We start from the raw sequence: 16,372 nt of genomic DNA, 5'->3' as shown, positions 1-16,372 counted from the left end.
TGTTAATAAGGACCAATTCAGAAGCGGCAGGCCCTATTTTAATAAAATCACTACCTTTCAGTTTCGGCAGCAATGCCAAATTAACCACGTTAATTAAACTTCGTTTTAATGGGCATCGTACGTAGACAAAGTACCTATTCCACCATCTTTACCTATTTGGGGTTTGCCATTGGCGCTATTAATACGATCGTACTTTTTCCCATTTTTTTCAGCAAGGAAGAATTTGGCCTGACCCGGATCATGATCGAGTTCTCGCTGTTTTTTTCTGCACTGTCGACCCTCGGGAGTCTGAGCGCCCTGTATAAATTCAATCCATTCTACAGAGACTTTTTGCCTAAAGGCAAAAATGACCTTCCGTATCTGACGCTGATGGTGAATATACTGGGATCTGTGCTCTTCTTAATAGCTGCCATTGTATTTGAGCCATTTCTGGAAAGGAAGTTTGGCAGTAATTCGCCACTTTTTGTTGTTCATTACCGACTGGTAATTCCCTTTACGATCTCCTACACCATGCTCATGATGCTAGAGGCATACTGTTGGGTCATTAAAAGGACCATTATCTCAAATATTGTAAAAGAGCTTTTTTACCGGCTCACGACTACGATTCTTATTTTACTCTATGTGTTGCACTGGGTCACACTGGAGACATTCTTTGTCCTTTTTGCCTATTCATATGTACCGGCGCTTCTGGTCCTTATTTATGTTATTTATAAAAACGGCGGATTAACTATTTACGCCAGGATCAGCCGGGCGACTAAAAGGCTCTATAAAAAAATCCTGGTATTTGTCACCTACCATTATTCCGGATTACTGATCGGCGTTTTGCCGAAAACTGTTGACGGGATACTGATCGCCGGTCTCACAGACAAAGGCCTGGAAAATCTTGCCGTTTACAGTATTCCCGTTTATCTGGCCAGTATCATGGATGTGCCCTTTAGAAGTATGCAGGGCATTACCACAACGTTGATTGCCGAGGCCTGGAAGAATAAGGACATAAAAAAGATCAGGGAGCTCTATCATAAGACGTCCCTCAATTTGCTGGTGTTGGGACTGGCCATTTTTGGGCTCCTTATGCCCAATTTAGACAATCTGGTCAGATTCAATCCTGATTATAGTATGGCTAAAGCTATTTTTATCGTGGCGGGGCTGGCAAAGCTCATTGATCTGGGTATGGGTATGAATGCACAGATACTGCTGTTGTCCAAGTACTGGAAAATGGATTTTTACTCCAGTGTCTTCTTTATCGTGATCAATATCATCCTGGACTATTTTATGATCAGAACCTATGGTCTGATGGGAGCTGCCTATGGCAGTGCCATAGCGCTGATCTTCTACAATATGACCCGTTTTTCCCTTCTATGGTGGCTGTTCAAATTGCAACCTTTCGACCGAAAGACATTATATACACTTCTCATTGCAGGAACGGCGATCTTTGTCACCTGTCTAATTCCGTTTATAGGCAACTTATATGCCGATGCGGTATTAAGATGTGCCACTTTTGCCCTGTTATATGTTCCGGCTGTGCTATATTTTAATATTTCAGAGGACATTACTGCCATGTATAAAAACATTGTGCAGAAAATCCTGCGTAAATCTTAATACCTAACAACTATTTGGTTAAATTGCTGTGGCTTTGTGTTGTATTTCCTTTGTAAAATATAAAGAGATCCAGGTTGGGGGCGGGGAAAAGCTCCGGAACTATAATAATACGATCGATTATGGGCATAAAACTGCGGTTGATATTGATGAATTTCCTCCAGTATTTTATCTGGGGCGCCTGGCTGATTACCATCGGTGTTTATTGGTTCCAACATAAACACTGGTCCAGTACCGATTTTGGCGCCATATTTTCCACCATGGGTATCGCCTCTGTTTTTATGCCTGCCCTTACCGGGATCATTGTGGACCGCTTCGTCCCTGCCCAGAAGATGTATGGGGTCATGCACCTTCTGGGAGCCTGTACATTGCTGATGATTCCACAGATCAATACGCCAGGTCTCTTCTTCTGGGTATTATTGATCAACATGATTTTTTATATGCCAACCATTTCGCTATCCATTACAGTAGCCTATAACGCATTGAAAAAAGAAAGCATGGATGTGGTAAAAGATTACCCACCGATCAGAATCTGGGGGACGATCGGATTTATTGCTGCTTTATGGGTGGTAAGCCTGACCCATAATGAGGCTTCCGAAAACCAGTTCTATATCGCCAGTGCGACATCCTTTTTATTGGGTATTTACGCATTCACTTTGCCGGACTGCCCGCCCCTGGGCAAACATACCAAAGGAAAGAGCTTCTCGGAAGCACTCGGTCTACACGCCTTCAGGCTATTTAAAGACAAAAATCTGGCCGTATTTTTTTTCTTTGCCATGCTGTTGGGAGCGGCGCTACAGCTTACCAATGCCTATGGTGATACATATATCCATGACTTTGCAAAAATACCTGCCTACAAGGATACGTTGGCGGTGAAATACCCAGCTATTATCATGTCCGTTTCCCAAATCTCAGAGACCTTGTTTATCCTGGCTATACCTTTTTTTCTAAAGCGGTTCGGCATCAAATACGTCATGCTCATCAGTATGGTCGCCTGGGTTTTAAGATTTGGGCTATTAGGCACCGGAAACCCGGACGATGGTTTATGGATGATTATTCTTTCCTGCGTTATTTACGGGATGGCTTTTGATTTCTTTAATATATCCGGGTCCTTATTCATCGAGACTCAGACCGATCCTGGTATCCGGGGCTCCGCACAGGGTCTGTTTATGATGATGGTCAACGGCTTCGGCGCATTACTGGGGAGTTTTGGCAGTGGTCTGTTGATCGATCATTTCTTTACTTTGGCGGATGGAACCAAACAGTGGACAGGCATCTGGATGACTTTTGCAGCCTATGCTCTTGTGCTGGCACTGGTCTTTCCCTTTATATTCAAAGCTAAATCGATAGCCGGAAGCAAGGAGCAAGAAGTCTTGCTAAAGGCACCTCATTAATATTTTCATTTATTCCTTCTTATCTAGCTTTCAGCAGAAAAAGAGTTGAGATCTCCTCACATTTACTTTATCCAAAGATCTGCTAAAATCGATTTCTAGATTAAAATGGGGCAATCATACCCCGAAACATTTTCTAATGACCTAGTAATTACCCCTTTCAATTTTCTAAACATTGAAAGCAATCATGCTATACGCCTTATATATTTTGTTAATCTATCATACTCCCTTGCCCATATTCTAATTCTTTCGTAAATTTCACTTAATTAATAGTTTATGTAAGGCAAATTTTGACATAAACTTTTTGTCCCAGCCTTAATAACCCCTAGGAGCACTACCCGTCAGGCTGAGAACCGTATAGTAGAAAAAAGAAACGGAGAAGCATGAAGAAAATCACTAACACGGCCAGTAGCCTGCTCTTACGTATGCGTTCCTATTTTCAGGGAGAGAGCATTTTAAAGAAACCCTACAAAGAAGAACAACCACTACGTTCTGAGCTTTTCAGTGCCTGGCAAATGAGGCGACATGGTACTAAAGTCGCGGCCAGCCACCGGGTCATGTCTGGTAAGAACAGTGATAAGCTCTTAAAAAGATTGGATCAGAACGAGGATGTGTTATTACAGGTACGGGATCTGTTGGTAGAAGCAGTAAAAGACAAACTGCCTTTAACGCCTGCCAGTGAATGGCTTTTAGATAACTTTTATCTGATTGAGGAACAGATCTCCATTGGGCGTAAACACCTCCCCAAGGGATATAGTCAGAATCTGCCACACCTGACTTCCGGAGCTAATGCAGGTTTTCCCAGAGTGTACGATATTGCCCTGGAAATCATATCTCACAGTGACGGGCGTGTGGATCTGATCAACTTGAGCAGTTTTATTAACGCCTATCAAAAGCAAACCAACCTAACCCTGGGAGAACTCTGGGCCATTCCGATTATGCTTAGACTGGCACTCATTGAAAACTTAAGAAGGGTATCAGTGAGTATTGCCTTAGATCGTATTGATCAGAATATCGCCGGCTATTGGGCGGGCCGCCTTTTAGAGGATGCCGAGAATCAGCCAAAAAATATCATCCTGACCGTGGCAGATATGGCCAGAACCGGCCCCGTTCTGTCCAGCTGTTTCGTAGCGGAGTTTACCCGACGTTTGCAGGGAAAAGGGGCCGGACTGACCCTGCCGCTCAGTTGGGTAGACCAGCAACTGGTGGAAACCGGATATACGAGCTCGGAACTAATTCACATAGAGAATCAATCCCAGGCAGCAGATCAGGTCTCCATGCGTAACAGTATTGAAAGCCTTAGATTACTGAGAACGACTGAATGGCGTGACTTTGTTGAAAGTATAAGTTCGGTCGATCAGATATTAAAAGAGGATCCTGTATATACTCAAATGGATTTTACAACCAGGGATACTTACAGACATGTAATCGAATCTATCGCTCAAAAGAGTCCCATTTCTGAGGCAGATATTGCCGGCATCGCCATCCGGCTCGCTACGGCCAGCAAAGATAATCTGGAAGATTACCGAAGAAGGCATGTGGGGTACTACCTGATCGATAAAGGCATCGCCCAGACCCAAAAAGAGGCAAGAATGGACTGTAGTTTTACAGATAAAATAAAGGCTTTCTTTCTGAGTCATAAGCTTTTTTATTATAGCGTCGGAATTCTCATCGGCACCCTTGTCTTATGTATGGCTGTCTGCATATTTGCCTACAGCCATCATGTGCATTATACGCTCATCCTGTTGGTCTTTATTCTAAGTTTCATAGGGGGTAGCCAGTTGGCCATTTCCCTGGCTAACTGGATTGTCACAAGAGCCATTAAACCACGGTTGCTCCCTAAACTGGATTTTAGCGGTGGCATACCGGACGACAACGCTACCCTTGTTGCCGTGCCCTGTATGCTGACCAGCCTCAGTGGAATAGAAGAACTAATAGAAGCGCTCGAAGTCCGGTATCTGGCAAATCCCCATAAAAATCTCTTTTATAGCCTGGTGGCAGATTATAAAGACGCCGACAGGGCCGTTTTAGAAGAAGACAGCACTTTACTGCATCATGCCGTGAAAAATATTGAAGCGCTTAATAAGAAATACAGCCAAGGAAATGCCGATATCTTTTATCTTTTTCAACGCAACAGACAGTGGTCCCCGGGAGAAAAAATATGGATGGGCAGAGAAAGGAAAAGAGGAAAATTAGGCGACCTCAATCAATTCTTACTTAAAAGGATTGAAATAGCTGAAAAGAAACAGCTGGACGGGCAAGAAGAGTACACCGGTGCATTTGCGACCATTGCAGGCGATTTCAAGACACTTCCGGCCATCAAATATGTCATCACACTGGATGCAGATACAAAGCTGCCAAGAGAGGCCGCTGCGCAGATGATTGCAACGATGGCCCACCCACTCAACCATCCGCTCTATGATCTGACCCGGGGCAGGGTCATCGCCGGCCATGGCATATTACAACCCAGGGTAGCCGTCACGCTTCCAAAATCAACGAGTTCCTTGTTTGTCCGGATGCATAGTATGGACTCGGGATTAGACCCCTATACCCGGGTCAGCTCTGATGTATATCAAGACCTGTATGGCGAAGGTTCTTTTATCGGAAAAGGCATTTATCAAGTTGATGTTTTTGAAAGAGCCCTGTCAGGCAGGCTACCCACGAACAGAATTCTAAGTCATGATCTTTTAGAGGGCTGCTACTTGCGTTCGGGGCTTATCAGTGATGTGGCTTTATTTGAGGATTATCCGGACCGCTATTTACTGGACACCGGTCGGCAACACAGGTGGATCCGGGGAGATTGGCAGATCGCCTCCTGGGCAATGCCATGGGCGCCGGCAGGCAACGGACGATTACAAAAGAATCCACTTTCGCTGCTATCCAAATGGAAAATAGCCGATAATATCCGGCGCTCTTTAGTTGCACCTTGTTTAGTCATCCTGCTTTGTATGGGCTGGATGATGTTACCCTACCCATGGCTCTGGACGAGTTGTGTCATTGCCGTTTTTATTATCCCCATTCTGCTTAATTCTTTATGGCATTTACTACATAAGCCCAAGGATGTGGATATGCAACCACATCTCAGGGAATTTGCCTGGAAGACTTGGGAGAATTTTCTAACAGAACTTTTCTATATTGCCTGCCTGCCATATGAAGCCTGGCAACATCTGGATGCCATTGGACGCACCATCTGGCGTATGACCGTTTCCAAAAAACACTTACTCCAGTGGGTACCCTCAGGGCTGTTGGCGAGAAAAAAAAGGCCATCACTTACGGGTACTTATAGTGCTATGTGGACAGCCACTGTCACTACGCTAATCATAGGCGTATTTTTATATCTACATTCCATTGATTCATTTCTAGTAGCACTACCCGTTCTGTTACTATGGTTGCTGGCACCTGCTTTGGTATGGCGCACCAATCAGCCAAAAAGACAAAATACAGATGTTTTATCTGAACAGGACCGGGCCTTTCTGCACCACCTGAGTCGTCAGACATGGTCTTTTTTTGAGACCTTCGTTACCAAAGAAGAAAACTATTTACCGCCGGATAACTATCAGCAGGAACCTACATCAGTCATTGCCCATCGTACTTCACCGACCAATATGGGGCTGTCTTTACTGGCTACCTTGTCCGCCTACGACTTTGCTTATATTTCCATGGTGGAACTGCTCACAAGGACTGCCAACACGCTGCAAACGATGGACAGACTGGAAAAATACCAGGGGCATTTTTACAATTGGTATAATACGCTGACGCTGGAGCCCTTGCCTCCAAGATATGTTTCTTCAGTAGACAGCGGCAATCTGGCAGGGCATCTCATCACACTCAGACAGGGCCTATTACAGTTAAGCTTTGCCCCGCTGATTCCCAGCAATATATTTGAAGGTCTAAGAGACACCTTATTGTTGGACCAGGATAGCAATCAAAATAATGATCGGTTTATCTCCGTTCAAAACAGATTAAGCGCCTGTATGGCAACAGTTGATGCGCTGCAAAACGATCTGCTTTTCTATTATCGTAGTTTTCTGGAACTGACCACACTTTGTGAAGCCCTGATCCATGAAGAAAAACCAGCTGAAATAAAAGAAAAACTGGAGGAGATCAGCCGCACTAAGACCCAACCGGCTCTTGAGCCCAATGCCCCACAGGCAGCGGCTATATTGCAGGAGACAAAATCTGAGGCCAAGACCAGCCCTATGCAGGTTATTCCGGCAAGTGGCATTATCTGCCTTCACCGGCAATTGATGGTGCTTATTGATCAGATTAGCACAGTAGCACCCTGGATCTCTTTTATGGACAATTTATCACAAAACGAACTAGAGATATTGCTGCAACAGTATCCGTGGCTGGTCAATAACACGCATCTGTACCGCATCAAAGGTTATCCCAAAAAATTAACTGCTCTTGATCAAACGGAAAACATAGCTACGGGCAACAATAACCCCGCTATGGGTCAACGAATTTCCCCGGATCTGATAAAAGAACTTGTTCTCAGGGGAGCAAAGGCCGCAATAGATCTGATTGATCAGTCTATCGACCTTTCTGATACTTGCGAAAGAATGGCTGATATGGAATATAGTTTTTTATATGACAGCTCTAAACATCTATTGCGTATCGGCTATAATGTACAGGACAGACAAGCAGATAAGAGTTATTATGACTTGCTGGCCTCAGAGGCAAGATTGGGGGTCTATGTGGCTATTGCACAAGGGAAAATTCCGCAAGAAAGCTGGTTCGCGCTTGGCAGGCTACTAACTGGCGCTGGAAAAACACCGGTATTGCTATCCTGGAGTGGCTCTATGTTCGAATATCTGATGCCCCAACTCGTCATGCCTACCTACGAAAACACCTTAATAGAGCAGACCAGTAAAGGGTTAATAAAGAAGCAAATATCTTTTGCTGCTTCCAGAAATGTTCCCTGGGGCATATCGGAATCCGGCTATAATACAGTTGATGCAAATCTCAACTATCAATATCGTGCATTTGGTGTTCCAGGGCTGGGGTTGAAAAGGGGGCTGGGAGAGGACCTGGTCATTGCCCCTTATGCGACGATGCTGGCACTTATGATCCGGCCGGGACTGGCGACCAGCAATCTGAGACGAATGGCGGAAAAAGGGTATAGCGGACACTATGGTTTTTATGAAGCGATTGATTTTACAAAGTCCAGATTACCCCGCGGAGGAGAGGAGGCGGTTATCCGCTCTTTTATGGTGCATCATCAGGGCATGAGTTTTTTAGCCCTGGCCTGCCTATTACGCCAGGGGAAAATGCAACAACGCTTTGAAACAGACCCCACCTTGCAATCTTCTCTTTTATTGCTACAGGAGAAAATCCCTAAAGCCACTATATTCTATGCACATACACCGGATAACGCACAAACCGGTCCTGTAACCGAACAAGCCAGTATGGAAATTATCCGGACACCCTTTACCCGACATCCTGAGATCAAGCTGCTATCCAATGGTCATTATCACGTCATGATCTCTAATGCGGGTGGTGGGTACAGCCGGTGGAACGACCTGGCGATCAGCCGGTGGCGAGAAGACGGCACCATGGATAACTGGGGCACTTTCTGCTATATCAAAGATGTTCAGGAAGGCCAGTACTGGTCAAATACCTATCAGCCGGTGCTGGGAATGACAGATGTCTATGAAGCAGTTTTTTCACAGGGGCATGCAGAATTTAGAAGAAAGGATGATGCTATTGAAACCAGGACAGAAATCGTTGTTTCCCCGGAAGACAATGTGGAAGTAAGAAGAATAAGGATAACAAACAGAGGATCCAGCTCAAAAACACTGGAAGTGACCAGCTATTCAGAAGTGGTGTTAGCACCGCAAAGTGCTGATGAAGCGCATCCGGCCTTCAGTAACTTGTTTGTAGAAACCAGTATTCTTAAGGAGGAGCAGGCAATCCTATGTACCAGAAGACCTAGATCATCTGATGAACAGCCACCCTGGATGTTCCACCTGATGTCTGTCAGCGGCATCACCAGCCGCAATATTTCCTATGAAACAGACAGAGCACGTTTTATCGGCAGGGCCAGAACCACCGCTAATCCAATAGCAATGGACAAGGCAGGCCCTTTATCCGACAGTGAAGGCGCTGTATTGGATCCTATTGTATCTATTCGCCACCAGTTCGAGCTTAAGGCGGGGCAGACAGCGACCATTGATCTGATCATTGGCGTTGCTGCAGAAAAAGCAGTTTGTGAAGCGCTGCTAGATAAATATCAGGACCGACACCTGAAAAACAGGGCTTTTGAACTATCTTGGACACACAGCCAGGTGTTGCTTCGTCAGATCAATGCCACCGAGGCCGAAGCAAAACTTTACAGCAAAATGGCAGGTTTTATCCTGTATCCAAACGCAGCGCTCAGAGCCGCCCCTTCTGTTATTGCCAGTAACGTTAAAACCCAGTCAGGATTATGGGCTTATGCGATCTCCGGGGATCTTCCCATTGTATTGCTTCGTGTACAGAGCGAGGAAAATATTAGCCTGATCCGGCAACTAATCAATGCACATACCTATTGGAGGCTAAAAGGAATAAAAGCAGATCTCATTATATGGAATGAGAATTTCAGTTCTTACAGACAAGATCTCCATGAACAGATCCAGAGCCTGATTGCACTGGCAAACAGTGTTTCAATCAATGCACAATACGGAGGTATCTACCTGCGCTCAGCAGATCAGATACCGATGGAAGACCGGATCCTGATGCAGACCGTGGCCCGTATCATTATAGATGACCAATTGGGAAGTTTGGAAGAACAGATCAATAGCAGTCAGAAAACAAAGTTGCTGCCTCCTGAACTGACCAAATCTGCTACTCAAAGTACCCGAGAGGAAAAAACAGTTATCTCCACCAGAAAACTTCTACCGGAAGGACTGGTTTTTAATAATAGTATCGGTGGTTTCACAAAGGATGGAAAAGAATATATCATTCGTAGCTCTGCCGGGCAAAGAACACCTATGCCCTGGTCCAACGTCATCGCAAATCCAGAACTGGGTATGGTCATTACTGAAAGCGGCAGCAGTTATACATGGTGCGGCAATGCGCATGAATACCGACTCACACCCTGGAAAAACGATCCGATTCAAGACAATTGCGGAGAAGCTATTTATATAAGGGATGATGAGACTGGCGCCTTCTGGTCGCCTACACCATTACCCACAATAACCAAGGGGGATTTTATTACCCGGCACGGGTTTGGATACAGCGTCTTTGAGCATACCGAAAATGGTATTCACAGTGAATTATGGATATTTGTAGATGTGACGCTGCCTGTTCGTTATCAATGGTTGAAACTCCATAATATCAGCGGCAGAGGAAGAAAGATCTCCATAACGGGATATGTACAATGGATATTAGGGGACCAGTCTGGCAAAACGACACCATATATTGTCACGGAAAAGGTGCCAGATGAGGCCGCAATCCTTGCATACAACCGTTATAGCGGAAGCTACCCGGGCAACGTCTGCTTTTACGCAGTATCAGGAATTGACTACAGCCTTACAGCAGACAGAGAGGCATTCATCGGCCGGTCTGGTTCAATGCGTACACCAGCGGGTATGAAACGTACCCGACTATCTGGCAAGACCGGCGCCGCGCTCGATCCATGTGCTGCAATCCAGATACAACTACAATTATATACAGATCAGCAAACCGAAGTGAATTTCAGGTTGGGTTGCGGACAGGATAAAGCCAATGCAATTGAGCTGATCGGAAAGTCCAATGAGGTCGAATTCCCATCCCGGGCACTCAGTCAGGTGCATGAACAGTGGAATCAGATCCTGGGGCAGACCAGCATAAAAACGCCTGACTCTGCGCTTAATTTTCTGGCTGGGGGCTGGCTGATCTACCAGACATTAAGCTGCAGAATATGGGGCAGAAGTGGTTATTATCAATCAGGAGGAGCATTTGGCTTCAGAGACCAATTACAAGATGTCATGGCCCTAATGGCAACCAGACCCGATATTGCCAGAAATCAGCTCCTGTTATCCGCCTCCAGACAATTTAGACAGGGAGATGTTCAACACTGGTGGCATCCGCCTACTGGCAGGGGCGTCAGGACACATTGTTCGGATGATTATTTATGGCTGCCATTTGTGCTGGCCCAATATATATTTACAACAGGTGACGAAGCAGTTTTGGATGTACAGGCCAGCTACTTAGACGGTAGACCTCTTAATGAGAACGAGGACTCCTACTATGATCTACCTATTGTGACAGAAGAAACAGAAAGCCTGTATCAGCACGCTTTAAAAGCCATCGACCATGGACTTAGAATGGGAGAGCACGGATTACCGCTGATGGGTACCGGTGACTGGAATGATGGCATGGATAAAGTAGGAGAGAAAGGCAAAGGCGAAAGCATATGGCTGGGCTTTTTCCTATATAGCGTACTCATGCAATTTAAGGAAATCGCATCAAGAGTAATGGATCATGAAACAGCAGTCAGATATCTGGAGCAAGCAGAAAGATTAAAAGACAACCTCAATAAATACGGTTGGGACGGAGATTGGTATCGTCGGGCTTATTTTGACGATGGCACACCACTCGGCTCTAGACAAAATACAGAATGCCGGATCGATTCCATCGCACAAAGCTGGTCTATACTGTCTGGAGCGGGGGACGACGACAAAAAACAAAGGGCGCTGACATCTTTAAATGAGCACCTTGTCCGGCCCAAAGAAGGCATCATTCTGCTACTGGATCCTGCATTTGATAAATCTGATTTAAACCCGGGGTACATCAAAGGATATGCGCCGGGCGTAAGGGAAAATGGTGGCCAATACACCCATGCAGCAGTCTGGGCGATGATGGCCTTTGCAGAAATGGGACAAAGAAATAAAGTCTGGGAGCTGTTTTCCATGATCAACCCGGTTTCTCATACGCTCACCAGGCAAGCTCTTGAAACATATAAAGTAGAGCCCTATGTAATGGCTGCAGATGTATACAATTCTCCGCAGCATAAGGGGAGAGGTGGGTGGACTTGGTACACCGGCTCTGCCGGCTGGATGCAACAATTTATGTTCCGTTTCATTCTGGGCATACGACGCAGTGGCAACAAGCTTTCCTTTAAACCCTGTACACCGGAAAATTGGAAACGTTATACAGTAGATTATAGATTTGGAGAGGCAACCCTCTACCATATAGAAATATTCCCCGGCAGCGATATACCAAGCACCTATATTGTCGATGGTGTTCAACAAGAGGAACCCTATATCTCAATGGTAGACGACGGTCAGTCACATCAGGTTCAAGTGAAATAGTCATCAGGACTTAATTTTTAGTACTATCGGTTGCTGGTTGCCAATAAGTTCAATAGATACCGTTTTTTGGGCATTTAGCCAGGGTTGCATCAACTTGATAAACTGATCTGCAGTTTTGACGGCTATGTCAGCACATTTTAGAATTACGTCATTAACTTTGTTTTGGAAATCGCATCTTTGGATGTGCCCTTCAGAATTCTTGAAGATGCATCATAATTGAGATATCTGGCCAGAATCTGTTTAGCGCCATTTACAAAAAGTTGTTCAGAATGGATGCATTATATTGATTGTATATGCAATACACATAAATTATATAATAATATAAATCGTCAATTAGTTTTCCCCAATCGGACATTTGGCTTTTTTGTTCCTTAATTTTTGGCGAAATTTGTGCCTGGAAAAATATTATAATAATCAACCGTTAGATATCATCCCATTATGCCTCAATTTTCGCACTTACATGTTCATTCTCAATATTCTCTATTAGATGGAGCCGCCTCAATCGGACATCTCTATAAAAAAGCGGAGTCTGACGGCATGAAAGCATTGGCGCTCACCGATCATGGGAACATGTTCGGTGCTTTTGAGTTCGTCGCCCAGGCCTGGAACAATACAAAAGTCATTGGAAAGGATGCCAACGGGAAAGACATTGTAACCCCAAAAATCAAACCGATTGTAGGTTGTGAACTCTATGTTGTGGAAGACCGGTTCCAGAAGACTTTTACGAAAGAAAAGAAGGACCGCCGTTATCACCAGATTCTACTGGCCAAAAATGATCTGGGTTATCGCAACCTGATCAAAATCACTTCTATGGGCTTTATTGAGGGGTTGTACGGCAAGTATCCCAGGGTCGATAAAAGTCTGATCGCGAAACATCATGAGGGATTAATTGCCACTACTTGCTGCCTGGGCGCTTCCGTGCCTCAGGCTATTTTGACCGGTGGAGAAGAAGAAGGCGAGAAGGAGTTTAAATGGTGGCTGGACCTATTTGGTGATGATTACTATGTAGAGCTGCAACGTCACAACATACCTGAACAGGATAAAGTAAACCTGGTATTGCTGAAACTGGCTAAAAAATACAACGTACCGGTCATCTGTACTAATGACAGCCACTATACCAATCAGGAAGACGCCAATGCCCACGATATTCTGCTTTGTATTAATACAGGAGAAAAGCAAACCACGCCGGGGTTCGATGACTTTGTCAATGATGACGCTATCATTAAAAACAGAAGATTTAAATTTCCCAATGACCAGTTTTATTTTAAGACAACTGCAGAAATGGAGCAGGTCTTTAAGGACATCCCTCAGTCACTGGAGAATACCCAGGGCATTGTGGATAAAATTGAAGTGCTAAATCTTAAAAAAGATATTCTGCTTCCGGCGTTCCCCATTCCGGAAGAGTTTAAAACAACACAGGACAGTAATATTAATCAGTGGAACTATCTGCATTATCTTACCTATGAAGGAGCCAGACAACGTTACAGCGAGATTACCGAGGAAATCCGTGAGCGGCTCGATTTTGAATTATTTACGATTAAAACAATGGGATTTGCGGGTTACTTCTTAATCGTAAGTGATTTTATCAAAGCAGGCAGAGACCTGGGCGTATTTATCGGCCCCGGCCGTGGCTCTGCTGCTGGCAGTGTGGTCGCGTTTTGTATTGGCATTACCAATATAGATCCGATCAAATATAATCTTCTTTTTGAGCGTTTTTTAAATCCGGATCGTAAATCCATGCCGGATATCGATACTGATTTTGATGATGAGGGCAGACAGAAAGTAATCAACTATGTCGTAGAGAAATACTCTAAACAACAGGTAGCTCAGATTATTACTTATGGTACAATGGCAGCCAAAATGTCTATCAAGGACGTCGCCAGAGTGTTGGATCTCCCGCTTGCTGAATCCAATACGCTGGCAAAGTTGGTGCCTGATAAACCCGGCACCAAGCTCAGTCGTGTTCTAAAGGCGCCGATCACTGCAGCAGAAGCAAAGGATGGACAAAAATCACTCGCAGAAAAAGAAGGATATGCACCGGAAGATATCGAGAATATCAAAAAGATCCGGGAGATATATAACGGTGATGATTTAAGGGCACAAGTATTACATGAAGCTGAAAGGTTGGAAGGAAGTGTACGTAATACAGGCATCCATGCGGCAGGTATCATTATTGCACCAAAAGATCTGACAGAGTTGATTCCTGTATCCGTAGCCAAAGATTCCGACCTATGGGTAACACAGATCGAAGGAAGTAGTATTGAATCCGCCGGGGTTATTAAGATGGACTTCCTGGGCCTTAAAAACCTGTCCATCATTAAGACTGCTTTAAACCTGATCAAGCAGAATTATGATAGAGATATTGAAATTGATTATATTCCGCTGGATGACGAGAAGACATTTGAGATTTTCCAGAAAGGGGAGACCAATGCTATCTTCCAATTTGAAAGTGCCGGCATGCAAAAGAATCTCCGGGAGCTTAAACCGGACGTTTTCGCCGACCTGATCGCGATGAATGCCTTATACCGTCCGGGTCCGATTGCCTATATACCGGATTTCATCAAACGTAAACATGGAGAACAGGAAATCACTTATGATCTCCCTGAGATGGAAGAATATCTGGCCGATACGTATGGCATTACTGTCTATCAGGAACAGGTAATGCTGCTCTCCCAGAAACTGGCCGGCTTCTCTAAAGGGGATGCAGATGTTCTGCGTAAAGCCATGGGTAAAAAGCAGATTTCTGTTCTGGACAAAATGAAAGCGCAGTTTGTTGAAGGGGCTTCCAAAAAAGGACATCCCAAGGACAAATTAGACAAAATCTGGAAAGACTGGGAAGCTTTCGCGCAATATGCCTTCAACAAATCACATTCTACCTGTTACGCTTTCGTGGCTTATCAGACAGCATATTTAAAAGCACACTATCCGAGTGAATATATGGCCGCCGTACTCAACCATGCGGGTGCGATCGACAAGATCACCTTTTTTATGGAGGAATGTAAAAGGATGGGCATTGGTGTTCTGGGATGCGATATTAATGAATCCCAAAAAGGCTTTGCCGTAAATAAAAACGGAGAGATCCGCTTTGGATTTGGCGGCTTGAAAGGTATGGGAGACGCCGCCATTGACGGAGTTATTGAGGAAAGAACACAAAACGGCCCCTATAAAGATATCTTCGATTTTATCCAGCGCATTAATCAAAGAGTTGTCAATAAAAAAGCATTGGAAAGCCTGGTATATGCAGGCGCCTTTGATTGTTTCTCCGACCTGCACAGAGGTCAATATTTTGCGGTGCAGACAGGGGAGGTCGTTAATAACCTGGAAAGGATCATTAAATTTGGCAACGTGGTTCAGACCAGTAAAACAAGCTCCATGGGCAGTTTATTTGGTGAAGCCACCATGCCGGAAATCGCTACGCCGAAAATATTACCTTGTGACAAGTGGTCATTAATTGAAAAATTAGAGCATGAAAAAGATGTAACGGGTATTTATATCAGTGGACATCCATTAGACAATTTCCGGTTCGAAATGAAACATTATGGTATTATGCCACTCAATGATTTTGAAGCCATGCGCATGGATGCCAATCCAAAAACAGGTGTCAATTTCAGAATTGCTGGCATGGTGGTTGGCGCACAACACCGGCAGACAAAAAAGGGGATGGACTTCGGCGTACTGGCTCTTGAGGATTATTCCGGCAAAACAGAGCTTATGCTCTGGCGGGAAGACTATCTCAACTTCAAAAATTTTGTCGAGCCAGGGCTTATGCTCAGTATAACCGGACATTTTAAGCAAAGATTCAACACAGGCCAATATGAATTTAAGATATCTTCTATAAGCCTGATGGAGTCCCTTAAATCAGCGCTCACAAAATCGCTGGATATGGAGATGCCATTAAAAGAAGTCACTCATGACCTGGTCAATTTCCTAGAGGAGAACATTAATAAACACCCCGGAAACGCTACCCTTAAATTCAAGGTGATCGACTTTGAGCAACAGGCATCCGTCAACCTATATACACTGGATAAAGGAATCAGCCTGAATGATGAACTGATTGACTACCTGAATAGCCATCCGGATATACACGTTCAGATAGGCCTTACCGGTTAA

Annotated in this window: 4 protein-coding genes; all 4 read left to right on the top strand. The window is 44.6% G+C overall.

What is annotated here, in order from left to right:
* Positions 1-108 precede the first annotated feature (108 nt).
* The 4 genes from K9M52_RS15660 (at position 109) to dnaE (ending at position 16,372) form a co-directional block, all read left to right on the top strand.
* A complete protein-coding gene (locus K9M52_RS15660) occupies positions 109-1,599 on the top strand; it encodes a lipopolysaccharide biosynthesis protein (protein ID WP_224069372.1) in 1,491 nt (496 codons plus the stop codon).
* Positions 1,600-1,718: 119 nt separating this feature from the next.
* Positions 1,719-2,990 carry a nucleoside permease gene (locus tag K9M52_RS15655; protein ID WP_224069371.1) on the top strand — a complete coding sequence of 424 codons (1,272 nt, stop codon included), beginning with the start codon at positions 1,719-1,721 and terminating at the stop codon, positions 2,988-2,990.
* 380 nt (positions 2,991-3,370) lie between these two features.
* Entirely contained in the window at positions 3,371-12,262 is an 8,892-nt protein-coding gene (locus K9M52_RS15650) for a glycoside hydrolase family 94 protein (RefSeq protein ID WP_224069370.1), read from the top strand.
* Between the two features lie 438 nt (positions 12,263-12,700).
* Positions 12,701-16,372 (top strand): DNA polymerase III subunit alpha, encoded by a 3,672-nt coding sequence (gene dnaE / locus K9M52_RS15645; protein WP_224069369.1) that lies wholly within the window; start codon positions 12,701-12,703, stop codon positions 16,370-16,372.

This window comes from Arachidicoccus terrestris (genome assembly GCF_020042345.1).
Classification (GTDB): Bacteria; Bacteroidota; Bacteroidia; order Chitinophagales; family Chitinophagaceae; genus Arachidicoccus; species Arachidicoccus terrestris.
This window is presented reverse-complemented; position numbering and strand designations above follow the sequence as displayed.